The sequence below is a fragment of the Pontibacter vulgaris genome, from assembly GCF_022758145.1.
GTDB lineage: Bacteria > Bacteroidota > Bacteroidia > Cytophagales > Hymenobacteraceae > Pontibacter > Pontibacter vulgaris.
Genome location: NZ_JAJVDH010000004.1, coordinates 25624 through 50938, shown reverse-complemented (window position 1 = coordinate 50938; position 25315 = coordinate 25624). Strand labels below are relative to the sequence as shown.

Genomic DNA, 25315 nt, shown 5'->3' with positions numbered 1-25315 from the left:
GCAAGCGTAATAGCGTATATTTGCACCCGTGAAAAGAAGAATATTTTATCAGCCCTTATACTTTTTGTTCTGGGTACTCTATTATATAGTAGCCCGTGGCATTTTCCTGGTTTACCATTTAGACCGGACTGAGCAGCTTTCAGCTTCTGAGGTGGCTAAAACCTTTCTGTTTGGCTCCCGCCTGGATTTTTCTTTTACAGCTTATACTTCGCTGCTGCCTTTTCTGGCTCTGTTTATAGCTGCCCTTTTACCTAAACTTAATGTAGCTAAGCTGGTGAGGTATTATACTTATACCTTACTCGTATTTATGACCATTTTGCTGGCAGCTGATCTGGAGCTTTATACTTTCTGGGGTTTCCGGCTGGATGCATCGCCGCTGCAATATCTGAACACACCCGGCGAGATGGCGGCTTCCGCTGCCAATGCGCCTTTATTCCTGCTTTTTTTAGTAGTGATCGCTATCAGCTCGTTATTTATTCTTCTGTTTAAGTTATACTTCGATCCCGAGAAATTCAGGTTGCAGCATAACAGATGGCCTATGATTTCTGCCTCCTTTTTATACCTGATATTGCTGGTGTTGCCTTTACGCGGGGGCATTCAGCAAATCCCGATCAACCAAAGCGTGGCTTATTTTTCTGAAAACCCCTACGCTAACCATGCCGGCCTAAACATGCCCTGGAACCTGATGCACGCTCTGCTAAAGTATAATAAGGTTCATAAAAACCCGTATGGCTACATGCAAATGCCAGAGGCCGAGGGTAGAGTGGAGCAACTTTATACTACTACTACCGATTCTTTTGCCACAGTTATTTCTACCCCAAAACCGAACGTGCTCTTTATTATACTGGAGAGTTATACTGCAAAACTGGTTGGCAGCTTGGGAGGCGAACAGGGCGTAACCCCTAACCTGGATAAGCTTGCTGCTGAAGGCATCAGTTTTACAAACATGTATGCCAGCGGCGACCGAAGTGAAAAAGGTATGGTGGCTTTGCTAAGTGGATACCCGGTACAAACAACAACTTCAATTATTAAAACCCCAAAGAAAACTGAGAAGCTGCCGCAACTTAGCAAAGTATTCAGGCAGCAGGGATATACCACAAGTTACTATTATGGCGGCGAGCTGGAGTTTGCCAATATAAAATCATACTTGCTCAATGGCGGCTATAATAAGCTGGTCGATAAGGCGGATTTTCCGGCAGAAAGCTATAACTCTAAATGGGGAGCCCATGACCATATTTTGTTTGAACGCGTGCTGAAAGATCTGAAACAGGAAAAAATGCCTTTTTTTTCAACGGTTTATACTTTGAGTAGCCATGAACCATTCGAAATTCCGATTCCGGCTAAATTTCCGGGAACGGATGACGCTGCCAAGTTCAAGAATTCGGTTTATTACACTGATTGGGCACTTGGCAGGTTTATAACGGAGGCTAAAAAACAGCCCTGGTGGCAAAATACCCTCGTGGTTATTGTTGCAGACCATGGCCACCCGTTGCCAGGAAACAACGCCAATCATGAGCCAGCAAAATTCCGGATACCATTTATACTTACCGGCGGTGTTATATCTGAAAAAGGCAAAGAAGTTACAACCCTGGCTTCGCAAACCGATATAGCCACTACCCTGCTTGCCCAGCTAAAATTCCCGCACCAGGACTTTAAGTGGGGCCGCAACTTAATGGCTTCAACTGATTATCCTTTTGCGTTTTATGTATTCAATGATGGCTTTGGTTTTATCACGCCGCAAGGAGTTTTAACTTATGATAATGTATCTAAAAAGCCAATTACGCGCGATGCTTCAGTAACAATCGAGCAGGTTGATATTGGTAAGGCTTATATGCAGTATTCTTTTGAAGATTTTCTGAAGAAGTAAGTATAAATGTGCAAGATTTTAAAAACCAGCCAGTTATACTTTAAGCTGTAGTTAATCAGGTTTTTAGTTATTTACTAATTGTTCCTTTAATAGCAACTTATCGCATTCGCACTTTCAGAATTACTTTTTGTACCTTTGTACCCTGATTATGAAAAAAGTAGCTTTTTATACCTTAGGTTGTAAACTTAACTACTCCGAAACCAGCACTATCGGGCGTATGTTCCAGGAGCGTGGTTTCGAAAAAGTAGAGTTTACCGATACGCCAGACATTTATGTCATCAATACGTGTTCTGTTACAGATAACGCCGACAAGAAATGCCGCAAAATTGTGAAGGAAGCCCAGAAGCATTCTCCCAATGCTTTTATTACGATAATAGGTTGTTACGCACAGCTTAAGCCAAAAGAGATCAGCGAAATTCCGGGTGTTGATGCCGTTTTAGGTGCAGCCGAGAAGTTTCAGTTGGTGGATATTCTGGATGGTTTTGTAAAACAGGGCAAGCCACAAGTGCTGGCAAGCGCCATTTCTGAAGCTAATACATTCCATAACTCTTATTCATTTGGCGATCGTACGCGCACTTTCCTTAAAGTACAGGATGGTTGCGATTATTCCTGCACTTTCTGTACCATACCCCTGGCCCGTGGCAACAGCCGCTCCGATAGTATAGAGAATGTGGTAAAGTCGGCGCATGACATTGCTGCTTCCGGTGTAAAAGAGATTGTGCTGACAGGTGTAAATACCGGCGATTTCGGTTTGCAGGAAGGCAAGCGCGTGGAGAGCTTTTACCAACTGGTGCAGGAGCTCGATAAGGTTGAAAGTATAAACCGTTTCCGTATCTCCTCTATCGAACCTAACCTGTTAAGTAATGAGATTATAGAATTTGTGGCGCAGAGCAAACGCTTTATGCCGCACTTCCATATTCCGTTACAATCCGGCTCGAATAAAATTTTAAAGCTGATGCGCCGCCGTTACCTGCGCGAGCTGTATACCGACCGTGTAGCCACTATTAAAGCGTTGATGCCGCATTGCTGTATTGGCGTGGATGTGATTGTGGGCTTTCCGGGTGAAACAGAAGAAGATTTCCTGGAGACTTATAACTTCTTAAACGGCCTGGATGTGAGTTACCTGCACGTATTCCCATACTCTGAACGCGAAAATACACTGGCGCCTGAAATGCCGGGTAAAGTGAGTATAAAAGATCGCAACCGCCGTGCTGACATGCTTCGCATACTTTCTGAAAAGAAGAAACGCCATTTTTACGAGCAGAACATTGGTAAAGTATTTAATGTGCTGTTCGAAGACGATGTGAAGGATGGGCTGATGGAAGGTTTTACAGAAAACTATGTGCGCGTGGTTGCCAAGTATGACCCGGTACTGGTTAACGAGCAGAAGCATGTACGCCTGACCACTGTAAATGCTAGCGGGTTAATGGAGGCTGAAGAAACTTATAAAGAGGTTTTGCAGCATTAAAAAGGCATTAAATTATGATGCTTTCATAAATATGCTTTATATTTCTACCAGAATATATTAAAAATCAATTTTAAGAATAAAGAACCAACTGTGAAAGTAACAAGAATCGCTTTGGGAGTAGCTATGGCAGCCACCATGTTTGCCTGCAACAACCAGCCAAAAACAGCTGCCACTGGCACTACAGCCGGAGAAACCACTACAGAAGCGCCAAAAGAAGGTATCGTTTACGTAAATTCTGATTCACTTCTGGCTAATTACGACTACTTTAAAGATGTGCGTACGCGCCTGCAGGGCAAGTCTAAGAAAGCTGAGCAGGACCTTCAGTCTAAAGCAGGTGCTTTCCAGAAAGAAGTAGCGCAGTACCAGCAGGCAGCTGCAGGCATGAGCGCTGAGCAACGTGCCGCTACCGAGCAACGTCTATCACAGAAGCAACAGCAATTAGCTGCACTTAATCAGAATGCAGGTAACGAACTGGCATCTGAAGAAGGCGAAGAGATGAAAAAGATCTACGACAAAGTAGAATCTTACCTGAAAGACCACAGCAAAGAGAATGGTTACAAAATGGTGTTAACGTACTCACGCGGAAACTCTGCCATACTTTACAGCGATTCTACACTGGATATTACTTCTGCTGTAGTGAAAGGCCTGAACGAGCAGTACAAGAAAGAAAAAGATCAACCGAAGGAAGAAGCTAAAAAGAAATAGTTAAGCTTATTTCCTCTGATATAAAAACCCCTGGCTCCTATAGCCAGGGGTTTTTTGTGGGTTCATACTTTGTTATACTTCTGAGTTGAGTTATTGTGCTGCTTTTATACTTTAGCAAAATAAAGGCCCTTGCTAGTATAGCAAGGGCCTTTATTTTATACTTTGTAGATTGATCTACTCGTAACGTAACGATTCAATCGGGTCGAGTTTGGAGGCTTTAAAGGCCGGATAGTAGCCGGAAATAACTCCCACAACCACACAAATGGTAAGGCCAACTATAACCCAGATCCACGGTACTATAAAGCCGCCATCGCCAATAAGTGCGGCAATGCCGTTGCCCATCAGTATGCCCAGGAACACACCAACTATACCGCCAAGTATACAAATAACAATCGCTTCTATAAGAAACTGCTGACGAATCTGAACGGCAGTGGCACCCAAGGCTTTGCGAACGCCTATTTCGCGGGTGCGCTCATTTACCGAAACCATCATGATATTCATCAAACCAACAGACGCACCAAGCAAGGTGATAAACCCGATCACAAAGCCACCTACTTTTAAATAACCGGAAATTTCATTCAGGCTTTGTAATAAAGAATCACTGCGTCTTATTTCAAAAGATTCTTCCTGGCCCAAAGCGTCCTGCCGTACGTTGCGCATAATGCCGGTAGCTTCTCCCATCACGTAATTTAGTTCTTCGGGCTTTGGTATAGCCGTTTTAATATCATAGTTAAGAACTGAGTTGCCAGGTTGCGGAATTTGCCTGCCGGTTTCCAGCGGGATAACAATGGTGCGGTCTCCTCCGCCTCCACCCATACTTCCGCCTGTTTTTTCCAACTGACCTATAATCTTAAACCGCCGGCCTAAAAATGTGATGTATGAACCTATCGGATCGGTTTTAGGGAAAAGCTTTGTTTTTATTTCATTGCCAATAATAGCCACGTTAGTACCATACTCGAGTTCGAAACTTGAAAAACCGCGACCATTTGCCAGGTTCATATTCTGGTTCTGAAGGTAATTTTCGTCGCCGGCAGCAATGCTTATATTTGGGTTGGTTTTATCTTTTTCACTTTTAACCACGGTAGCCCCAGAAATACGTGCCGAGAGACTTACACGCGCATCCTTAGATAATAAGTTTTTATAAGAACGAGCCTGCTCATAGGTAATTGCCGGGTACACTTTCTCGGTTCGCCCGCGCTGGTTGCCCCTGTTATTAAAGCCTTTTCTTCGGATATCGAAAGAGTTGGCTCCTAAACTGGAAAAAGTTTGGTCCAGGGAGTTTTTGATACCATCTACAGCCGTCAGAATTCCGACCAGCGACATAATGCCGATAGAAATAATAAGGCCAGTTAGTACGGTGCGTAGCATATTGCCTTTAATGGCACGCAGGCCCTCGCGTATATTTTCGATCAGGTTCATCCGGCAAAATAATTATGCGCTTTTATTCTTAATTTTCGTTTAGTATAGCAAAGATGTGCTAAACATCTAAGTTAGTTTCATTTTATGATAAAAGTATCCATTTCTTACATTTGTTTATACTTTAGACAAGGATTTTAATGCCAACCCGATTTATACTTGCTCTTTTTGCGCTGCTGTTTTATACTTCAGTTAGTCTGGCTTCTGTGGTTCTGGTGCCAATGGATGATGCCCAGAAAGATCATCTGAAATCCTATGGAGCTGCTTATTGGGTACTTTCCAAGGATGTGCCGGTAGATTGGTTGCTCAATTACCGTGGCGGCAGTTTTGCCTTCCAGCATGCACCGCAGCTTGAAAACGAATTGGTGGTTCGAGGTATAAGCTATAATGTTATTTCAGATGCACAGTATAATAGTATACTTAACCAGATAAGCGATCCGGAAGCAAATATGGATGTGATGAAGCTGGAGAAAGTGCCTAAAGTTGCTGTATACTCACCGAAAACTAAAATGCCCTGGGACGATGCCGTTACTTTGGTTCTGACCTATGCCGAAATCCCTTACGACATAATTTATGATGAGGAAATTATGCGTGGCGACTTACCCAAGTATGATTGGCTGCACCTGCACCATGAGGATTTCACAGGCCAGTATGGCAAATTTTACGCTAGTTACCGCCATTACCCATGGTATCAGGAGCAGCAGCTGGAAGCAGAAACCTCTGCCAAAAAGCTCGGCTTTAAGAAAGTATCGCAATTGAAGTTGGCAGTAGTGAATAAGATTAAAGATTTTACAGCCGGCGGCGGTTTCCTGTTTGCGATGTGCTCTGCCACAGATACCTATGATATTGCCCTGGCAGGCGAAGGAGTGGATATGGTGGAAGCTATGTATGATGGCGACGGCGCTGACCCGCAAATGCAGGAAAAGCTTGATTATACTAAAACTTTTGCTTTCCGCGATTTTAAATTGGTGCGTAACCCGCTGGAGTATGAGTACTCGAACATAGATGTGCAACCACAGGAACGCCCGGTAAATGAGGAGAATGATTATTTCCAGTTGTTTACCTACTCTGCCAAATGGGACCCTATACCTACCATGCTCACGCAGAACCATGCTAAAACTATAAAAGGCTTTATGGGGCAAACTACCGCTTTCCGCAAAGGCCTGGTTAAACCTGAAGTTGTAGTGATGGGTGAAAACAAGGAACTGGGTGAGATCAGATACATGCACGGCACTTATGCAAAAGGCACCTGGACGTTCTACAGCGGCCACGATCCGGAAGATTACCAGCATTTGGTAGGCGAAGAACCAACAGATCTTGCACTTCATCCAAACTCGCCTGGTTACCGGCTTATACTTAACAATATCCTTTTCCCTGCGGCTAAAAAGAAAAAGCAGAAAACGTGATTTCAGTTTTCAATAAGCAGTAAACAGTTATCAGAATTAATTTTTGTTAAAGTATAAAAGCAAAGGCCGGAGTTTCATTCCGGCCTTTGCTTTTATACTTACAAGTTTACTCCAGTAAATAACTGCTTACCATTCACTGTTCCCTGTACTAGTGCATTCTGTCTGGCCGTGGCTCGAGCTTTCTGATTATTTCAGCTTCAATTTCGAGGAGTTCTTTCAGGCGGGCATCCACTTCTTCTGCCGGCATGTATTCTTTTGCCAGCTTTACAAAGCTTACATAATGGCCAGCTTCTGACACCATCAGTTCGTAGTAAAATTTCTGCAAGTCTTCGTCCTGGATGTTTTTCCAGAGAAGTTTAAAACGTTCGCAGCTGCGGGCTTCTATTAAGGCATTTACTAGCAGGTGGTCCATGAGTTGGCGCTCGCGCTTGTCGCCTTTACGGATGTGTTTGGCAAGCTCTACCACGTACTCATCCGGACGGTTACGGCCTAATCCCCAGCCACGCTTTTTAAGTTCAGCCAGTACACGCTCAAAGTGGCTCCATTCTTCTGCAACCAAGTCGGTCAATTCATCAACCAACTTGGTTTTATCAGGGTACTTAACTATAAGCGAAATGGCCGATGTGGCTGCTTTCTGCTCACAATAAGCATGGTCTACCAATATATCTTCAATGTTCTTTTCTGCAATATTTACCCACCGCGGATCAGTTGGCAATTGCAGGCGAAGTATAGTTTTTGTTGGTTGAGAAGTAGACATTTGAATAATAATCTAAAGTATAAAATCTGGCTTAAAGTGGTCTTAATCGAAGAACATCCACTTAATGCCAAATACAAAGCTGCGGCGCATGCCCGGGAAACCTGGGGTAGTATAGTAACCAGGTTCCAGCCAGCCTTCGTTTACGTGCGCCATTTTCAGGAATACGTTCAGGGTTTTGATGTCAGCAGTTATGAATACGTCCACCACCGGATAGGTCTTGAAAAGGAAGTTGTCCTGGAGGTAAAACTGTTGCGTAACCGGCATGTAGGCATCAGGCTTGTAGTCGGTAGGCAAATTCATTTCCACACCAAACTGCCCGAATAATGCTTTTTTGAAAAGGAAGCCCTGGAAGTATAATTTAGAGTTAACAAACCACTCCGGTATTCTGATAGCTTCTGCCTCGTCTGTGTTGGTGTAAGCAGCAAAGTTTTCGAAATGAATAGGGCCAAAACGGATATGGTGCTCAATTTGTCCGCCGAATATGCGCTGGCTTCCGCTGAACTGTGCTGCTTCGGCATTCTGGTTAAAGTAGATATAGCGCTTGATGTTATTAAAGTTAGCGCCAATACGCACAAACTGCTTTGCCCCAAGTTTTGCCGTAATTGTAGCTTCTGAACGGTCAGTAACGGAATTCTCGAAGTTACTATTCCAATCGAAATGATTGCTCAGGTAACGCTCCTGCACCAGCGAAGGTGATTGACTGATACGTGACTGCGTAAATTGAAGGAAGCCAAGTTTTGCAACCCCCATCAGGCGGTAATCTTTAGCCAGTTGGTATTCGCCATCAAACTGTAGCAACGCTTTTTTATAATTGAAACGCAGCTGGCCACCAACAAAAATCTGGTTACGGTTTATATCCGTAGCTTTTCTTACATTGGCCGAGTCTACGGAGCTATACTCTAAATTGCCGTTGCGGTGCTTTACATAAGCTTTATAAAAGGAAATTTTACTGTTGCCGGTAAAGCCAACTATATTTTGTAATTCCTTATAGATTGTACGGTCACGGGTTTTTACAGAATCGTAGTTTATAATAGTATCCGGGTAAAACTCCAGCACATTGTTGGCATCTCTTGGTAAGGCATCGTCTTTAAACTCGTTGCGTTGCGTGCGGTAATCTATAGTATGGTAAGCTTTTAAATGCTCGCCGGCAATTTTTAAAATCTGCAGGGCATGCAGGTTATTGCGGTATTCCTGGTTAGAGGCCTGGTTCAGGTAAGCCAAGTCGTTCTCATATTCAAAAGTATCTTCGCCAGTTTCTGTCTCAGATCTGCGTACCCCACCTTGCTCAATCTGCTCATGCTTCATAAACGTAAAGTTGGCAAACAAATCGTAACGCCCTTTTTTAGAGCGGTAATGGGTAAATGCTTTCAGGCCTTCATGGTCTATCAGGTTATCAAGATTTTCGCGGCGGCTGAGAACGTTTATTTGTTTGGTAGCTGAAACTATATTATAGGCAATGCCGGCATTCCATGTTGGGCTAATATTTCGAGCATAAATGCCTTCAAAAACGGTTTCGCCACGTGAGCCCTGTACATAATAAATATGTGAGTATGGAGAGCGTGTATTAAAGTAATTGATTCTTTCGGGGTTGTAAGCGTAGCGGTCGAAAGCGTTTTTACCTAAACGGATGCCAATTTTGTTGGGCGAATTGAAAAACAAGGGTTTAGCAGCTGTACCAACATTGCCCAAATGCTGGTAGTAAGTGGTATCATGAAACCAGTAGCGTTCGTTCTGTGTGTTCTGTATACTTGTATCGATGCGCGACTCTGTGTATTTCCCCTGAAGTACGTCTTCTTCGTAAAGTTTTAGCGTTGTTTTCGGGCTGTAAAGCACACGCGTCGAATCATCTACAATCTGCGCCGTAGCGCTTTTGCCCGCTAGCAGGCAAAGTATAAGTATAATTCCAGCTAATAGATTTTTTCTCACAGTTCAAAATTAGTGATTTTCGCACAACAAGCACATTTCCGGCGTGCGTTCTGGCTAAAGCAAAGTATAAATTTAATCTGAGTATGCTGTTTTACGATCTAATTACATTTTTGAATTGCTGTAAAACATGCTGCCCGATCATACTATCAAACTCCTCTTGTTTTTCCAGTAATTCTACTTCGATCGGTATATAGAAAATTGGTAACAGGCGTGTCATTTCTGAGAGCTCCCCCGACTCTAATTTTACAGCATCTTTTCTGGTTGTTATAATGCTGATATTTTGTGATTTATACTTGTGTATTTGCTCTTTTAGTTTAAGCAAATCCTGGGAAGTATAAAGATGGTGATCCGGGTAATTTATATGTTCGAGTATTGTATAACCCTGTTGCTGAAGTTGCTGCTTTAACGGCATTGCATTGGCTATACCTGTCAGTAAAATAACATCATTATTTATGCTACTTTCTGATCCTATACCAACTGGTGCTCCATAAGTATAACCAGAAAAAAATACCGGCGCCTTGCTATACTTTTTTATACTTGCGGTTATACTTTCTCTCTGCGCAGCTGGCAAATTTGCAGGGCATTTACTTACAATAATTACATCTGCCCGCTTCGCTCCGGCTTTTGGTTCGCGCAACAGGCCGGCTGGCATAACCAGGTCTTTATAAAATGGCCGGAAAAAATCTGTGATCAGAATGTTAAAAGACGGCCTGATTGGGCGGTGTTGCATGGCATCATCCAGCACCACTACTTCCACATTGGGTTTTGCTTTCAGAAGCAGCTCCACTCCTTTAACCCGGTCTTCGCATACAGCTACAGCTACCTCCGGAAAATCCTGGTGATATTGAAAAGGCTCATCGCCTAAAATAGCAGCAGTTGAGCTGTTATCTGCAAGTATAAATCCCTTAGTAGTACGCTTGTAACCCCGGCTAAGCGTAGCTATACTATAAGATTGAAGCAGGCGCAACAGGTACTCCACATGCGGGGTTTTTCCGGTGCCGCCTACGGTCAGGTTGCCAACTGCTATAACCGGCAAACCAAACCTGCGGGAAGGCAGCAGGCCAGCATCGTAAAGCAGATTTCGCACTGCCATTATACGACCGTAGAGAAAGGCAAAAGGCCAGAGCAGCAATTTCAGATAGTATACCATAGTGTTATAGCTGGCGCAAAATTACTAATTTTAACGTGCCGATACAGCTATAAGACATAAAGAAGAATTACATGGCAACAATACAGGATGTTATCAGGGTGCTGGAAGCCTACGCTCCTCCCCGTTACCAGGAAAGCTACGACAACTCTGGCCTGCAAACAGGAAACGGTGCTGATGAAGTAAAAGGCGTGCTTGTGACGCTGGACTGCACCGAAGAAGTGCTGGAAGAGGCTATAGCTAAAGGCTGCAACCTGGTAGTGGCGCACCATCCGGTTATATTTAAAGGTATAAAATCGCTAATCGGCCGCAGTTATGTAGAGCGTACTATTATTAAAGCCATACAGCATAATATTGCCATTTTTGCCTGTCACACCAATTTAGACAATGTGCACAACGGTGTAAATGCCAAAATCGCTGAAAAACTGGAGTTACTGAACACACGGATATTGGTAAATAAGCCCCAGACCCTGATGAAACTGGTGGTTTTTGTACCGGTAGCTAATACAGATGAAGTGCTGGATGCCTTGCATAAAGCCGGAGCCGGCCAGATTGGCAACTATAGCAACTGTAGTTTCCAGGTACAGGGAACCGGTAGATTTTTGCCTACTGAAGGTGCAGACCCTAAAATAGGTCAGGTTGGTAAACCAGAGCAAGTACAGGAAAACCGCATCGAGGTAATTTTTCCGGCCTATATGCAGCACAATCTTATGGCAGCGCTGGTAAAAGCACACCCTTACGAAGAAGTAGCCCATTATATAACAGCCTTAGAAAATACGAACCAGGAAGTTGGCATCGGAATGGTTGGCGAACTTGCACCAGATTTAACAGAAGAGCAGTTTCTGGCGTATCTGAAAGATAAAATGCAGTTGCAGGGCCTACGTTATACTTCAGTTGGTAGTAAAATAATCAGGCGCGTGGCAGTTTGCGGTGGTTCCGGCAGCTTTTTAATTAAGGATGCCATCCGTAGCGGTGCCGATGCTCTTGTAACCGGGGATGTAAAGTATCATGAGTTTTTTGATGCAGAAAACCGGATAATGATTGCCGATATCGGGCATTATGAGAGCGAAGTCTTTACGAAGGAGATTTTTTATGATACGATTTCAAAAAACTTTGCTACTTTTGCAGTCTATTTATCGAACGTAAACACTAACCCTATCAGATACACTTTTTAATACATGGAAAGTACGGTAGCCAGTAAATTGGAATCTCTATTAAAGCTTCAGAGCATCGATTCGCAGCTTGATGAAATTAGACGCGTAAGGGGTGACCTGCCCGAAGAGGTTCGTGACCTTGAAGATGAAATTGAAGGCTATGAGGTAAGGGTACGCAAGTTTGATGATGATGTAGCTTCTCTTAACGAAGCCATTGCGCAACGCAAGCAGTCTATCAAAGATGCAGAAGGCCTGATCCGCAAGTATGAAGATCAGCAGTCAAATGTGCGCAACAACCGCGAGTATGATGCTATCACAAAAGAGATAGAACTTCAGAAACTGGAAATCCAGATCGCTGAAAAGAAGATCAAAGAAGCACATTACCAGATCGAGCAGAAAAACAACGAGGTAGAAGGCACAAAGCACCGTTTGGAAGAGCGTCGCAAAGACCTTGAGAACAAAAAGCATGAGCTGGACCAGATTGTATCTGAGAGCGAAGAAGAAGAGCAAAAGCTAGAACACGATCGCACAGAAGCTTCTACGCACATCGAAGAGCGTTTGCTTAGCGCTTACAACCGTATCCGCAAAAACGTTCGCAACGGCCTGGCTGTTGTAACGGTAAAGCGTGATGCCTGCGGTGGTTGCTTTAACACTGTTCCTCCTCAGCGTCAGGCTGATATTGCAGCGCAGAAAAAAGTTATCGTTTGCGAGCACTGCGGCAGAATTTTAGCCGGTGTAGAGCAGCGCATATTCTAATAAAATATGAGGAGCGTAGTACGCTTTAGTAAAAACATAAAAAGGATGGCTAAACCCCATCCTTTTTTTTTGTTGCTGTGCATCTGCCTGTTCAACCTGCCAACTTTTGCGCTCTCCTCTTTTAACAGCAATATTGCCAGGGCTTATTCTGAAAGTATAAAACTGAAAACTGCTACCGGGCGGACGCTTATTCAAAAAGAGCTGCAATCCGATAGCCGGAATGCAGTAGCTATACTTGTTGCCAACTACCCTGATTTCCTGACTTTATGCGTACAGCAAAACCCACATGATTATAACGAATTGCTCAAAGCGCAGGAAAAAAGGCTGCAACAGTTATCAGATCTTAAAGAGGCCTCGCCGTGGGTTGGTTATGGTATAGCTGAAATACGAGCCCAACTGGCAATCAGTAAACTTATTTTCGGGCACCGCCTGGCAGCGGCATGGGATTTCCGTCTAGCTTACCTGCAATACGAGGCCAATGCTAAACTATATCCTGGTTTTCTCCCCAACAAAAAGTCATTAGGTTTAATGCAGGCCTTGATCGGGTCTGTGCCGGATAGTTATAAGTGGTTTCTCAATATAATGGGCATGCAGGGCAGCTTAGCAACCGGACTAGCCAATTTAAGGTCAGCTACCAGCAAAGAAAATCCTTTCTATAAAGAAGCATTGGTATTGCATGCTTTATTGCAGCAGCAACTAGACCAGCAGCAAGGATATACTACATTAGCCGTTATTCAAAAACTGGCAAAGGACGAGCCGGATAACTTGCTTTATACTTTTGTTACAGCTTATGTAAACAAGAAGCTAAAGAAAAGCAATGAGGCGCTGTATAGTTTGCAAAACAGGCCAACTGGTAGCTATTATTTAGCCTTCCCATACCTGTACCACATGGCTGCTGAATTATACTTATGCCGCGGCAATACAGAACGATCTGTACAGGAGAACAAGATTTTTCTTTCTAAGCACAAGGGGCAACATTATCTCAAATCAGCTCATTTTAAACTCTATTTAGCATTTTGGTTAGATAATAACTTTAAGCAGGCAGAGTTTCATCTGGCTCAGGTGAAAGCGTTGGGCAAGGCAGTGGTGGAAGAAGATGTTTATGCAGAACGTTTCGCAGACGAAAACTTGCCATTGAACAGGCATTTGCTCCTGGCAAGACTATACTCTGATGGTGGCTATGGTCGTGAGGCGCTGAAAGAACTAAACCGTTTAGAAATTACGAAGGCTACTCCGCAAGCTTTACAGGGCGAATATTTTTACCGAAAGGCTCGCATTTATCATGACCTTAATGAAGTTATGCTGGCAAAACGCTTCTATAACCAAACAATAAGCACTGATCTTAATTCCGGGTTATACTTTGCGCCTAATGCTGCCCTGCAATTAGGTTATATTTACCAGTCAGAAAATGATCCGGTTAAAGCTAAAGTATACTTCAGAAAGGCTATAAGCTATAAAGGCCACGCCTACAAAAACAGTATTGACCAAAAAGCCAAGCTGGCATTATCTGCGCTCTAAACCTGCAAATTATACTATGTATTTTAAAGAAGTTAAAGCTACTGGGTTACCTGTTGCATTAGAGGTTTTTAAATTAAAAGCCCTGCATTGGGCGCAGCAATTTTCTTTGGTTGCCTACTATACTTCCAATGAGATTCCTTACCCGCACAATGGGTTTGAGAATTTATTAGCTGTTTCGAATAGCGAACCTGTATCTGTTGATGAGCAAAATGCCTTCGTTGGTTTACGTAATGCTTTAACCGCTCAGGAAGAACTTTTGTGTGGTTTCCTCTCCTACGATCTAAAAAATCAATTAGAAAAATTAGAAAGCACACACACCGATAATGTCGGTTTTCCTGATTTGTTTTTCTTTCAACCGCAGGTATATGTATACTTTAAAGAGGATAGTGTAAGTATAAATTACTCAGTTGGTAATCCTGATTTTATACTTGCTGATATTCTTGCGCATGACAGTGTTGTAGCCGCTATGCCAGCCCAGGTTAATGTGCAGCAGAAAGTATACAAAGAGAAGTATAAATCGCAGGTAGAACGAATCAAAAATCATATACTGGAAGGCGATGTATACGAGCTTAACTACTGTATGGAGTTTTATGCAGAGCAGGTTAAAATAGATCCGATTAGTTTATACTTGTCGTTAAACCAGGCTTCCCCCACTCCTTTTTCAGGTTTCCTGAAATGTTACGATAAGTTTCTGTTGTGCGCCTCTCCTGAGCGATTTCTCAAAAAAGAAGGCCGCAAACTTATTTCGCAGCCGATTAAAGGAACCATACGCCGTGGCGAAACGCCAGAAGAAGATGCAATACTGCAACACCAGCTCCGACACGATGAAAAAGAACTTGCCGAAAACATGATGATCGTGGACCTGGTGCGCAACGACCTGAGGCGTTCCTGCGCCACGGGCACTGTTCAGGTAGAGGAAATGTTCGGTATTTATGGCTTCAGGCAGGTTTCCCAAATGATTTCAACTATAGTTGGCGAGCTCCGGCCTGAGTGTGATCTGGTGGATGCTTTGACAGGTGCTTTCCCGATGGGCAGTATGACGGGGGCTCCTAAAATCAGGGCAATGGAGATAATTGAGGAGGTAGAAAGTACAAAGCGCGGTTTATACTCAGGCGCTTTTGGTTACATTACTGCAGATCAGGATTGTGATTTTAATGTAGTTATCCGAAGTATACAATACAATGCCGCTACCAGCTACCTTTCTTTTATGGTTGGCAGTGCGATTACTTTTGATTCTGATCCGGATAAAGAGTACGAAGAGTGCCTGCTCAAAGCCAAAGCTATACTTGCTGTGTTGGGCAATTAGTTTTCTGTTACTTCATACTTTGCTGCTACTAAGGTTTTTATGTGCTGACAAGTGTAGCCTATATACTAAATTCAGCTTTTTAAATTTACTTTAACTTTACAATAGTTTCTGTCATTCTGTCACGTTTTAAGGCGGAATCTTGTATATTTGCGCTTATAATAGGTTTAGTATGGATTCACTGATTAAAGATTTAGAGTTTATAGATAATCGCACGCCGGAGCAAGCCGCTTCATGTGATACACAAGTTACCAAAGAAGTAAACACAGGCAAATCGCGCAAACTATACATCGAAAGTTATGGTTGCGCCATGAACTTCTCAGATAGCGAGATTGTGTCGTCTATTCTTTTTGAGGATGGTTTTGATACTACTTCACAGATTGAACTTGCGGATGTTGTTTTATTGAACACCTGCTCTATTCGCGAAAAAGCAGAACAGACTGTACGCAACCGCTTAGGCCAGATTAACTACCATAAAAAGAAGAAGCCTAGCCTGGTGGTAGGTGTATTGGGTTGCATGGCCGAGCGTTTGAAAAAGACGTTGCTGGAAGAGGAAAAGATAGTGGATCTGGTAGTCGGCCCGGATGCTTACCGCGACCTGCCAAACCTTATAAGTGAAGTAGACGGTGGCCAGAAAGCAGTTAACGTGTTGCTTTCGCGTGAAGAGACCTATGCTGACATCAACCCCATCCGCCTGAACAGCAATGGCGTAAGTGCCTTTGTTTCGATCATGCGTGGTTGTAACAATATGTGTTCTTTCTGTGTGGTGCCGTTTACCCGTGGCCGCGAGCGTAGCCGCGATGCGCATTCTATTGTGCGTGAAGTACAGAATCTTGTTGACCAGAACTATAAAGAAGTTACGCTGCTTGGCCAGAACGTAGACTCTTACCACTGGTCTTCTGAAGATGGAATTGAAAACGTGAATTTTGCGCAATTGCTTGAGATGGTAGCACTTGTGAGCCCTGATCTGCGTGTGCGTTTCTCAACTTCTCACCCTAAAGACATTACAGATGAAGTGTTATACACTATGAAAAAGTATGACAACATCTGCAAATACATACACTTGCCAGCCCAGAGCGGTAACTCGCGTGTGCTGGAACTGATGAACCGTACTTATGACCGTGACTGGTATATTAACCGTGTAGATGCGATCCGTCGCATACTTGGTGAAGATTGCGGTATTTCTTCCGATATGATCTCTGGTTTCTGCACAGAAACCGAAGAAGAGCACCAGGATACGCTAAGCCTGATGGATTATGTGCAGTATGATTACTCGTACATGTTCTTCTACTCAGAGCGTCCGGGTACTTTAGCTGCCCGCAAGCTGGAAGATGATATTCCGCTGGATGTAAAAAAGCGCCGACTGGATGAAGTGATTAACAAACAGCGCGAAACATCCCTTAATCGGAATAAACGCGATATCGGCAAGGTGCATAAAGTGCTTGTAGAAAACTTCTCTAAAAAATCAGACCAGCAACTAAGCGGCCGTAACGACCAGAACAAGGTAGTTGTCTTTGACAAGAAGCATTACAAAAAAGGCGACTATGTAAACGTATTTGTTACCGACTGCAGCGTTGGTACCCTTTTCGGGGAAGCGGTAGATTAATGTGCTAATTGTTTAATTTGATAATGTGCTGATTCAGACATTTTTAAAATGAGCACATTAAACAATTATCACATCAGCACATTACCTCATTAGCACATTAAACACATGCGCAACATCGATATTCAAAGTATAAAACAGCGCTTCGGCATAATTGGTAACTCCCCTCTGCTTAACCATGCCATACAGGTAGCGGTACAGGTGGCCCCTACCGATATGACGGTGATGATTACCGGTGAAAGCGGAAGTGGCAAGGAATCATTTTCAAAGATTATCCATCAACTCAGCCCACGGAAGCATGGGCAGTTTATAGCCATTAACTGTGGCGCTATTCCAGAAGGAACTATAGATTCTGAGCTCTTCGGGCACGAAAAGGGTTCTTTTACGGGCGCTCAGGAAGCTCGTAAAGGTTATTTTGAGGTAACTGATGGCGGCACCATTTTCTTAGATGAGATTGGCGAAATGCCACTTGGCACACAGGCTCGTTTACTTCGAGTGTTAGAGAATGGCGAATTTATAAAAGTAGGTTCTTCTAAAGTACAGAAAACTGATGTGCGTGTGGTAGCTGCCACCAACGTAAATTTACTGAACGCGGTGGAAGAAGGTAGTTTCAGAGAAGATTTATACTATCGCCTTAGTACTGTTCCGATTGCTGTACCGCCTTTGCGGGAACGCGGCGAAGATATTTACCTGTTATTCCGCAAGTTTGCGAGCGATTTTTCTGAGAAGTATAAAGTAAAGCCGATTACGCTGACACCAGATGCTATTCAGGAACTGCTTAATTTCCGTTTCCCGGGTAACATCCGTCAGCTAAAAAATATAGTGGAGCAAATTTCGGTGCTGGAGTATGATCGTGAAGTAAATGCGCAGAAGTTACGCGAATATTTACCCCGCGAGCAAACCAGTAGCCTGCCTGCCTTATTTGGTGGCAAGGATAAAGCTGCAAGTCAGGGTTTTTCTGAGCGCGACATTTTATACAAAGTTCTATTTGACATGCGCCGTGATGTTTCTGAACTGAAGAAGCTAGTTTTTGAGCTGCTAACCCATCAGCCACCCGGAAGTGAGCTTTTAAAGGAACATGGCCATCTTTTCGAAAACATTGACCACCATTATGCGCCTGCGCGTAGTTTTCAGCATGCAGAGTCAGCTGATGGCTTTTACTTGCCGGTAAATCCCACAAAGGTAGACACTTACCAGGTTGAAGAGGAAGAAAAGGTTGAAGATATTACCCATGAGACAGAAGAAGAAAGCCTGTCTTTGGAGGACAAAGAAAAAGAGCTTATACTTAAGGCCCTGAAAAAGCATAACAATAAACGCAAGTATGCAGCCAATGATCTGGGCATTTCAGAAAGAACACTTTACCGCAAATTAAAGCAGTATGACATTGAAGACTAACTTTAAGTTTATCGGGTACAGTTTGCTGCTGTTGCTGGTAGTATGCAGCAGCTGCGGGGTGTATTCTTTTACAGGAACCTCTATTGCGCCCGAAATTAAAACCATCTCTATTCAGAACTTTGACAACAGCTCCGGCGAAGGACCTGCAAACCTGACACAGATCGTAACAAACAACTTTAAGAATTTTTACCGCCGAAATACGAATCTTACCATTCTGCAACGTGAAGGCGATTTGCAATTGGAAGGACAGATTGTTAGCTTTACTGTTAGCCCGGCCGCAATTCAGCGCGAAGGCAATAATGACCAGGCCGCTTTGAACAGATTGACGTTGGGCGTGCAGGTTCGTTTTACGAATACCAAGAACCCGGAACAGAACTTCGATCAGCTGTTTTCTATTTCACAGGACTTTCAGCAGAACGTGGATGTAACACAGATTCCACCTGCTTCAATTGAGCAGATGACAGAGCGCCTGGTAACGGATGTATTTAATAAAAGCGTAGCTAACTGGTAATGAATGGCGCTGCATAAGCGATTAACCTTGCATGAATAAATCGGCTTTCCTACAACTGATACAACAGGTATCCAACATCTCTGACCAGCAGACAGAAGAGCTGGAAAAGGTTGCGGCTACCTTTCCGTATTGTCAGACTGCACATTTGTTATTGGCCAAATCAGCTTATGACAAAGGCAGTATGCTTTCTACACAACGTCTGCGTCGTGCCTCTTCGTATGCTACCGACCGACAACTTTTAAAGCGGGTTATTTATACTTCGTATGCTCCCGAGCCGGTTTTTGCCATTGAAGAAACTGCAGCTACTGCTGTTTTAGTTGAAGAAGTAGTTGCCGTTGAAGAGCCTGAAGCGGTAGTTTATACTTCCTACGAAGAGATTGCCGTTTCAGAAGAACCAGAAGTTATACTTACTGAAGAAACGGAAGCTTTACACGAAACAGAAGCCGAAGTTTATACTTTGTCTATACCTGACGTAGAAGATACAGATCCTGTATTATTTAACGCTGAAGAAGCTGAAAATAGTATAGATTCTGAACTCGCTATGCTGCTTACATTTAACAGACTTAGCTCCTCTTCTACCGATCTGTTGGCTGCCCGGCCTGTTGCGGTACCACCGCTGCTGCCTGTTAGCACAGAGCCAGAACAAACTTTTGCAGATCATTTTAGCGAAACCGGCGAATTGCTGGCGGAGCTGGAGGAATCTGAAAAAGAAGAAATCACGCTTTCGCTGGATGTAGCCCTTGATCAGGCAGCTGATTTATACTTTGAGAATGATATAGTTGTACAGATAGCAAAGCCTGCTTCAGAAATCCCATTTACTCCTGCCACTGAAGTATCGGATATTATAGAAGCTGATCACGAATCTGCTGAAATAATTTACTCTCCGGATGAGATTGACAGGCTTTATTCTGAAGATTCGCTGGGCTATTGGATGGGATCGAGCCGTTTAGGCGAAGTGTTGCAGCTAAAGGATGAAAATACAACCCCACGGCCATTTGACTTTCATCCTGAACTTATACTGGAGTATAGCAAAACTCACGAATTAGAGAAAGCCATACAGCCTAGTGCACATGCACTTAGCCACCAGTTAGATATTATTGACCAGTTTCTGAAGCTTAATCCGCGCCTGAAAACGATGGCTAATGTGAAAATGAAACCGGAGCCACAGGAAGATCTTTCGCTTAAAAGTTCTAAAATAAAGAAAGGAATGGCTTCTGAGAGCCTTGCCAATATTTTCCTAAAGCAGGGAAAAGTAAATAAGGCAATTAAAATATATGAACAACTGATTTTGAAAAGTCCGGAAAAAAAAGCTTACTTTGCCGAACAGATAGAAAAATTACAAAACATAAACTAATATGTACATCGCCCTCATCAGTATTATTGTTTTCATTTGCGTACTGCTTATTTTAGTTGTGCTGGCCCAAAATCCTAAGGGTGGCGGACTTTCAAGCCAATTTGGTGGTAGCACAAGCCAGTTAATGGGCGTTAAGCGCACAGGCGACTTGTTAGAGAAACTTACATGGGGATTTGCTATCGCTCTGATTGTATTAACACTTGCTTCGCATATGCTTGTTGGTTCTTCTGAGGATACTTCTGTTAACAGAAGCGTTAACGAAGAGCGTGCACGTCAGTCTCAGCTTCCTGCTGCACCTAGTACAGTACCAGGTGCCGGTACAGATACAACAGCTGCTATTCCGGGTGCAGGCGATATTCCTGCCATGGTAGATACTGCCAACCAGCAGTAAGCATTACTATAAGAATTTGCAAAGCCGGCCTGTGTGCCGGCTTTTTTCTTTTATACCCGCTCCCCTTTATGGCAGTAAATTGCGTAACCACAAAGTAAACCTGACATAACCTGACAAAAATGTCAGGTTATGTGCCCTGTTTTCTGAAATATTGGCTTAAACGAGCTTAAAACGATGCTTGGCACAAGAAGTGATAATAACATTGAGGTTAAAAAGCTAAAATATCAACCATATAAACTTCATAACATAACAAACTATGTCAATCAGCATTAAACCATTAGCAGACCGAGTAATTGTAGCTCCTGCTGCAGCAGAAGAAAAAACCAAATCTGGTATCATTATTCCTGACACTGCTAAAGAAAAACCACAGCGTGGCGAGGTAGTAGCCGTTGGCGAAGGTAAAGTTTCTGAGCAGGGTGCCACTCTAAAACCGCAGGTACAGGTAGGCGACCAAGTTTTGTATGGCAAATACGCTGGCACTGAGATCTCGGTAGACGGTAACGATTACCTGATCATGCGTGAATCTGATATTCTGGCAATTCTTTAAGTAAAACCTAGTTTAAACAAATCAAGAAATAGATACAACTATGGCTAAAAACATCACTTTTGATACTGACGCACGTGGCAAAATTAAGTCTGGCGTTGACAAATTAGCGAATGCTGTGAAGGTTACATTAGGCCCCAAAGGCCGTAACGTAATCATCGATAAGAAATTTGGTGCACCAACCATAACAAAAGACGGTGTTTCTGTAGCAAAAGAAATCGATCTGAAAGACCCGATCGAGAACATGGGAGCTCAGCTGGTGAAAGAAGTTGCTTCTAAAACTGCTGACCAGGCTGGAGACGGTACAACAACTGCTACCGTATTAGCACAGGCTATCTATACTGCCGGTATTAAGAACGTAGCAGCTGGTGCTAACCCAATGGACCTGAAGCGTGGTATCGATAAGGCTGTACATGCAGTTGTTGAGAACCTGCGTGCGCAGTCTAAAAAGATCGAGAACTCTTCTGAAATCTCTCAGGTAGGTACCATCTCTGCTAACAATGATGCTGAAATTGGTCAGATGATCGCTGATGCGATGGATAAAGTTGGTAAAGACGGCGTTATCACTGTAGAAGAAGCAAAAGGTACTGAAACTGAGGTGAAAACTGTTGAAGGTATGCAGTTTGACCGTGGTTACCTTTCTCCATACTTCGTTACTAACCCTGAGAAGATGGAAGCTGAGTTTGATAACCCTTTTATCCTGATCTACGACAAGAAAGTTTCTACCATGAAAGAATTGCTTCCTGTATTGGAGCAGGTTGTTCAGACTGGTAAAGGACTTATCATCGTTTCTGAAGATGTAGATGGTGAAGCGCTTGCTACACTTGTAGTTAACAAACTGCGTGGTTCTCTTAAAATTGCTGCTGTTAAAGCTCCTGGCTTCGGCGACAGAAGAAAAGCAATGCTGGAAGATATCGCTATTCTTACTGGCGGTACTGTAATTTCAGAAGAGCGTGGTTACAAGCTTGAAAACGCTACGTTAGAGTATCTTGGTAAAGCTGAGAAAGTGATCATCGACAAAGATAACACTACCATAGTAAATGGTGCAGGTCAGAAAGATGATATCGTTGCTCGTGTAAACCAGATCAAGGCGCAGATGGAAACTACAACATCTGACTATGACAAAGAAAAACTTCAGGAGCGTTTAGCGAAGCTTTCTGGTGGTGTTGCTATCCTTTATATCGGTGCTTCTACTGAGGTTGAGATGAAAGAGAAAAAAGACCGCGTAGATGACGCATTACACGCTACACGCGCTGCCGTTGAAGAAGGTATCGTTGCTGGTGGTGGTGTTGCCCTGATCCGTGCTTTAGATGCCCTTAATGGCATTAATGTATACAATGCTGATGAGCAGACTGGTGTTCAGATCATCAAAACTGCACTGGAAGCTCCGCTTAGAACAATCGTTTCTAACGCTGGTGGCGAAGGTTCGGTAGTGGTACAGGCTGTGCGCGAAGGCAAGGCTGACTTCGGTTACAATGCCCGCGACGACAAGTTTGAGAACATGTTTGCTGCTGGTATCATTGACCCGACTAAGGTAACTCGTCTTGCACTGGAGAACGCTGCATCTATTGCTGGTTTATTATTAACTACTGAGTGTGTAGTTTCTGAAGAGCCGGAAGAAGATAAAGGTGCTCCTGCTATGCCAGGTGGTATGGGCGGTATGGGTGGCATGATGTAATCTGCATCCCATAGTTTATACTTAAAAAAAAAACGCCCCGGGCATTATTGCCCGGGGCGTTTTTTTATACTTTAAGAACATGTTATACTTAGGAAAGTATCTTTCTTGCAACTGCCATCTCAAATTGGTCTGACGCCGCATTAATAATAACCTATAACAGTTCTTTAATTTTAATTTTAATATCGTGCGGCGCAACTTCATCGCCGCCAAAGTATGGATACAATTGGTAGCCTTCACCTATTCCGTTACAGGCTCTTGGCAGTCTTGTCTGCACGCCATTAAGGGTAAATACAAACTCGTTGTCTTCTATTTTAATTTCATAAACAGCAGGTTTGCCAATAGCTACGCTACCAATATAGGCTGACTGTCTTTTTTTATTCTTGTAAGTATAAGCATGGATTTCCAGTTGGTTTTTGTACCAACGCCATCCAAATCGTGCGCTGTTTGTATGATGATCAGATTTGCAATCGGAAAGCCCATATAATTTATTAATATCGGCTTGATTAGAGGGCGTAGAGGTGGAATAAATTGCTGTACTGTCAAATACCACTTCAAAGCGCATTAAACTTGTAGAAACCGTTTTAAATGGACTACTGGAGCTATGTGCTCCTTTCTTGATGGTATAAATCTTTGTTCCAGGTTCTGGCTCAGCGGAATTACTGGAATCTTTTGATGAACTGCAGGCAGTGCCGGCTAATAGTAACAATGAAAATGCTGCAGTGTGCTGCCATTTTCGGAATAAGAATAACATGGGCTAAAAGTGTAAATATTCTGCTATAGTTATAAATTTAAAATATAGTATAAATACATACAAACAACAAATAGACAGTGTGTTAAGTGCTGCTTGTGTTGGATTGCAAAAGTATGAAATATTTTAAATAAAAAAGGGTCTGCTTAATTTAAGCAGACCCTTTTTTGTAAATTAATAATATAGCTTAGCCTCGGCCGTGCATCATGTGCATCAGCTTACGTGTAAGTGCTATTAAAATTAAACCGGCAACTATTACAAAAGCACCAATTGCAGAGAATATAGTTAATGCACCAAGTTCTTCAACATAAGATGCGATATAACCACCGGCAATTTGCGCTACGAACGGAGCCAGGAACCAAACACCCATCAGCATCGATACTAAAGTTACAGGCGCAAGGCGAGTTACCATAGAAAGGCCAATTGGAGAAAGGCAAAGCTCACCAATAGTATGGAAGAAGTAAGTAGCAATTAACCAGGCAAGGCTAGCTTTAACAGCAGTGTCTTCAGAACCGCCACGCTCCATTACTGCGCCAACCATGAAGAAGAAACCAATACCTAGCAGCACCATACCCATACCCATTTTAGTAGGGATGCTCAGGTCTTTTCCACGTTTTGCAAGCGTTAACCATAAGTTTGCTGTAAGCGGTGCAAAAGCAACTATAAACAACGGGTTAACAGACTGGAACCATGATGTCGGGATCAGATAACCGAAAACTTCGCGGTTAATGTATTTGTCAGTGTAAAGTGTAAGAGAGCTACCAGCCTGCTCAAAACCAGCCCAGAAGAAGATAACGAACAATGATATGATAAAGATAACCGATACACGGTCTATTTCTTCTTTAGATAGTTTGGCAGCTTTGGCTGGTTGTCCTGTCGCAGGGTCGTTTTCAGCTTTAACAGGTTTCAGACCCAGGTTACCCAGGTATTTCTTACCTAATGTATTAAATACGATCTGGCCTATAACCATACCGATACCAGCAGCAAGGAAACCATAGTTGAAGCCATAACGCGTTACAGTTTCAACGCCATTCACCATTTCTTTGGTAGCGAAGTAATCTTCAGCAAGGTAACCGCAAACAAGTGGCGCCAGGAAAGCTCCAATGTTGATACCCATATAGAAAATAGTGAAGGCTGAATCGCGGCGAGGATCGCCCTGCGCATAAAGATTACCTACTATAGAAGAAATATTAGGTTTAAAGAAACCATTACCCAGGATAAGCAGTAATAGGCCAAGGTAGGTCATTTGCACCCCTAAATAAGGAGTAGAGAACAAACTGAACTGACCTAAAGCCATAGTTACACCACCTATAAGAATGGCACGTCGGTGACCGATATATTTGTCGGCTAACCAACCACCTGCTATAGGCGTAAGATATACTAGTCCTGTGAACCAGCCGTAAATAAGGGTTGCACTGGCCTCGCTAAAGCCCAAACCGCCCTCCTGGGCAGTTTTAACAAGATACAGGGTGAGAAGGCCTCGCATACCGTAGTAGCTGAAACGCTCCCAAAGCTCAGTGAAAAACAACAAGTACAGCCCTTTAGGGTGTTTTTGTTTTCCCTTTGCAGCAGCCTCGCCCGAAGCGTTTTGATCGTTTACCTGCTCGGTAAGGGATTGTTGGTTGACAGACATAGACGTTTAAATGAGTGATTGTTTAGATTAGATTA

General features: G+C 43.2%; 21 protein-coding genes. 15 read left to right on the top strand and 6 right to left on the bottom strand.

Features of this window, described 5'->3' with window-relative positions; translation table 11 throughout:
- The first annotated feature begins 28 nt into the window (after positions 1 to 28).
- From LWP20_RS18365 to LWP20_RS10385, 3 genes are all read left to right on the top strand, one after another.
- Positions 29 to 1867, top strand: a complete 1839-nt coding sequence (locus tag LWP20_RS18365; RefSeq protein ID WP_242928079.1) for an LTA synthase family protein — start codon at positions 29 to 31, stop codon at positions 1865 to 1867.
- A 148-nt stretch (positions 1868 to 2015) separates the two neighbouring features.
- Complete coding sequence (gene mtaB, locus LWP20_RS10390; RefSeq protein ID WP_242928078.1) at positions 2016 to 3335, top strand: tRNA (N(6)-L-threonylcarbamoyladenosine(37)-C(2))-methylthiotransferase MtaB; 1320 nt, start codon at positions 2016 to 2018, stop codon at positions 3333 to 3335.
- A gap of 90 nt (positions 3336 to 3425) precedes the next feature.
- Positions 3426 to 4040, top strand: a complete 615-nt coding sequence (locus tag LWP20_RS10385) for an OmpH/Skp family outer membrane protein (protein WP_242928077.1) — start codon at positions 3426 to 3428, stop codon at positions 4038 to 4040.
- Between the two features lie 174 nt (positions 4041 to 4214).
- On the opposite strand, the gene LWP20_RS10380 is transcribed toward LWP20_RS10385, so the two are convergent.
- Entirely contained in the window at positions 4215 to 5459 is a 1245-nt protein-coding gene (locus tag LWP20_RS10380; RefSeq protein WP_242928076.1) for an ABC transporter permease, read from the bottom strand.
- Positions 5460 to 5596: 137 nt separating this feature from the next.
- Here LWP20_RS10380 and LWP20_RS10375 point away from each other — a divergent pair, with 137 nt between their 5' ends.
- On the top strand, positions 5597 to 6862 hold the full coding sequence (locus LWP20_RS10375; RefSeq protein WP_242928075.1) for an asparagine synthetase B: 1266 nt from the start codon (positions 5597 to 5599) through the stop codon (positions 6860 to 6862).
- Positions 6863 to 7010: 148 nt separating this feature from the next.
- On the opposite strand, the gene LWP20_RS10370 is transcribed toward LWP20_RS10375, so the two are convergent.
- The 3 genes from LWP20_RS10370 to lpxK all read right to left on the bottom strand — a co-directional run bounded on the left by LWP20_RS10370 (position 7011) and on the right by lpxK (position 10695).
- Positions 7011 to 7619, bottom strand: a complete 609-nt coding sequence (locus LWP20_RS10370; RefSeq protein ID WP_242928074.1) for a MiaE family protein — start codon at positions 7617 to 7619, stop codon at positions 7011 to 7013.
- A 42-nt stretch (positions 7620 to 7661) separates the two neighbouring features.
- Positions 7662 to 9545: a putative porin gene (locus LWP20_RS10365; protein ID WP_242928073.1), complete on the bottom strand. Its 1884-nt coding sequence runs from the start codon at positions 9543 to 9545 to the stop codon at positions 7662 to 7664.
- A gap of 91 nt (positions 9546 to 9636) precedes the next feature.
- Entirely contained in the window at positions 9637 to 10695 is a 1059-nt protein-coding gene (lpxK, locus tag LWP20_RS10360) for a tetraacyldisaccharide 4'-kinase (protein ID WP_242928072.1), read from the bottom strand.
- 71 nt (positions 10696 to 10766) lie between these two features.
- Here lpxK and LWP20_RS10355 point away from each other — a divergent pair, with 71 nt between their 5' ends.
- The 11 genes from LWP20_RS10355 to groL all read left to right on the top strand — a co-directional run bounded on the left by LWP20_RS10355 (position 10767) and on the right by groL (position 22899).
- On the top strand, positions 10767 to 11867 hold the full coding sequence (locus tag LWP20_RS10355) for a Nif3-like dinuclear metal center hexameric protein (RefSeq protein WP_242928071.1): 1101 nt from the start codon (positions 10767 to 10769) through the stop codon (positions 11865 to 11867).
- 3 nt (positions 11868 to 11870) lie between these two features.
- Positions 11871 to 12602 (top strand): zinc ribbon domain-containing protein, encoded by a 732-nt coding sequence (locus LWP20_RS10350; RefSeq protein ID WP_242928070.1) that lies wholly within the window; start codon positions 11871 to 11873, stop codon positions 12600 to 12602.
- Positions 12603 to 12647: 45 nt separating this feature from the next.
- Positions 12648 to 14120, top strand: coding sequence for a tetratricopeptide repeat protein (locus LWP20_RS10345; protein WP_242928069.1), 1473 nt, complete (start codon positions 12648 to 12650; stop codon positions 14118 to 14120).
- Positions 14121 to 14136: 16 nt separating this feature from the next.
- Positions 14137 to 15426: an anthranilate synthase component I family protein gene (locus tag LWP20_RS10340; RefSeq protein ID WP_242928068.1), complete on the top strand. Its 1290-nt coding sequence runs from the start codon at positions 14137 to 14139 to the stop codon at positions 15424 to 15426.
- Positions 15427 to 15595: 169 nt separating this feature from the next.
- A complete protein-coding gene (gene miaB / locus LWP20_RS10335) occupies positions 15596 to 17029 on the top strand; it encodes a tRNA (N6-isopentenyl adenosine(37)-C2)-methylthiotransferase MiaB (RefSeq protein ID WP_242928067.1) in 1434 nt (477 codons plus the stop codon).
- 105 nt (positions 17030 to 17134) lie between these two features.
- Entirely contained in the window at positions 17135 to 18421 is a 1287-nt protein-coding gene (locus LWP20_RS10330) for a sigma-54 interaction domain-containing protein (protein WP_242928066.1), read from the top strand.
- The gene (locus LWP20_RS10325) at positions 18405 to 18932 is read left to right on the top strand and encodes an LptE family protein (RefSeq protein ID WP_242928065.1); all 528 of its coding nucleotides are present in this window, start codon (positions 18405 to 18407) and stop codon (positions 18930 to 18932) included. The genes LWP20_RS10330 and LWP20_RS10325 overlap by 17 nt, the downstream gene beginning before the upstream one ends.
- A gap of 31 nt (positions 18933 to 18963) precedes the next feature.
- Entirely contained in the window at positions 18964 to 20286 is a 1323-nt protein-coding gene (locus LWP20_RS10320; RefSeq protein ID WP_242928064.1) for a DUF8458 domain-containing protein, read from the top strand.
- Between the two features lies 1 nt (position 20287).
- Positions 20288 to 20677 (top strand): preprotein translocase subunit SecG, encoded by a 390-nt coding sequence (gene secG, locus LWP20_RS10315; protein ID WP_242928063.1) that lies wholly within the window; start codon positions 20288 to 20290, stop codon positions 20675 to 20677.
- Between the two features lie 256 nt (positions 20678 to 20933).
- A complete protein-coding gene (groES, locus tag LWP20_RS10310) occupies positions 20934 to 21224 on the top strand; it encodes a co-chaperone GroES (protein WP_137758645.1) in 291 nt (96 codons plus the stop codon).
- Between the two features lie 40 nt (positions 21225 to 21264).
- Positions 21265 to 22899 (top strand): chaperonin GroEL, encoded by a 1635-nt coding sequence (gene groL / locus LWP20_RS10305; RefSeq protein ID WP_242928062.1) that lies wholly within the window; start codon positions 21265 to 21267, stop codon positions 22897 to 22899.
- A 151-nt stretch (positions 22900 to 23050) separates the two neighbouring features.
- On the opposite strand, the gene LWP20_RS10300 is transcribed toward groL, so the two are convergent.
- Both LWP20_RS10300 and LWP20_RS10295 read right to left on the bottom strand, forming a co-directional pair.
- Positions 23051 to 23650 carry a hypothetical protein gene (locus tag LWP20_RS10300; protein WP_242928061.1) on the bottom strand — a complete coding sequence of 200 codons (600 nt, stop codon included), beginning with the start codon at positions 23648 to 23650 and terminating at the stop codon, positions 23051 to 23053.
- A 184-nt stretch (positions 23651 to 23834) separates the two neighbouring features.
- Positions 23835 to 25280 (bottom strand): peptide MFS transporter, encoded by a 1446-nt coding sequence (locus LWP20_RS10295; protein ID WP_242928060.1) that lies wholly within the window; start codon positions 25278 to 25280, stop codon positions 23835 to 23837.
- Positions 25281 to 25315: the final 35 nt, after the last annotated feature.

Coding starts and splice junctions, on each gene's coding strand:
- mtaB (WP_242928078.1), top strand. CDS start 2,016: ATGAAAAAAGTAGCTTTTTATACCTTAGGTTGTAAACTTAACTACTCC.
- LWP20_RS10380 (WP_242928076.1), bottom strand. CDS start 5,459: ATGAACCTGATCGAAAATATACGCGAGGGCCTGCGTGCCATTAAAGGC.
- LWP20_RS10375 (WP_242928075.1), top strand. CDS start 5,597: ATGCCAACCCGATTTATACTTGCTCTTTTTGCGCTGCTGTTTTATACT.
- LWP20_RS10370 (WP_242928074.1), bottom strand. CDS start 7,619: ATGTCTACTTCTCAACCAACAAAAACTATACTTCGCCTGCAATTGCCA.
- lpxK (WP_242928072.1), bottom strand. CDS start 10,695: ATGGTATACTATCTGAAATTGCTGCTCTGGCCTTTTGCCTTTCTCTAC.
- LWP20_RS10355 (WP_242928071.1), top strand. CDS start 10,767: ATGGCAACAATACAGGATGTTATCAGGGTGCTGGAAGCCTACGCTCCT.
- LWP20_RS10350 (WP_242928070.1), top strand. CDS start 11,871: ATGGAAAGTACGGTAGCCAGTAAATTGGAATCTCTATTAAAGCTTCAG.
- LWP20_RS10345 (WP_242928069.1), top strand. CDS start 12,648: ATGGCTAAACCCCATCCTTTTTTTTTGTTGCTGTGCATCTGCCTGTTC.
- LWP20_RS10340 (WP_242928068.1), top strand. CDS start 14,137: ATGTATTTTAAAGAAGTTAAAGCTACTGGGTTACCTGTTGCATTAGAG.
- miaB (WP_242928067.1), top strand. CDS start 15,596: ATGGATTCACTGATTAAAGATTTAGAGTTTATAGATAATCGCACGCCG.
- LWP20_RS10330 (WP_242928066.1), top strand. CDS start 17,135: ATGCGCAACATCGATATTCAAAGTATAAAACAGCGCTTCGGCATAATT.
- LWP20_RS10325 (WP_242928065.1), top strand. CDS start 18,405: ATGACATTGAAGACTAACTTTAAGTTTATCGGGTACAGTTTGCTGCTG.
- LWP20_RS10320 (WP_242928064.1), top strand. CDS start 18,964: ATGAATAAATCGGCTTTCCTACAACTGATACAACAGGTATCCAACATC.
- secG (WP_242928063.1), top strand. CDS start 20,288: ATGTACATCGCCCTCATCAGTATTATTGTTTTCATTTGCGTACTGCTT.
- groES (WP_137758645.1), top strand. CDS start 20,934: ATGTCAATCAGCATTAAACCATTAGCAGACCGAGTAATTGTAGCTCCT.
- groL (WP_242928062.1), top strand. CDS start 21,265: ATGGCTAAAAACATCACTTTTGATACTGACGCACGTGGCAAAATTAAG.
- LWP20_RS10300 (WP_242928061.1), bottom strand. CDS start 23,650: ATGTTATTCTTATTCCGAAAATGGCAGCACACTGCAGCATTTTCATTG.
- LWP20_RS10295 (WP_242928060.1), bottom strand. CDS start 25,280: ATGTCTGTCAACCAACAATCCCTTACCGAGCAGGTAAACGATCAAAAC.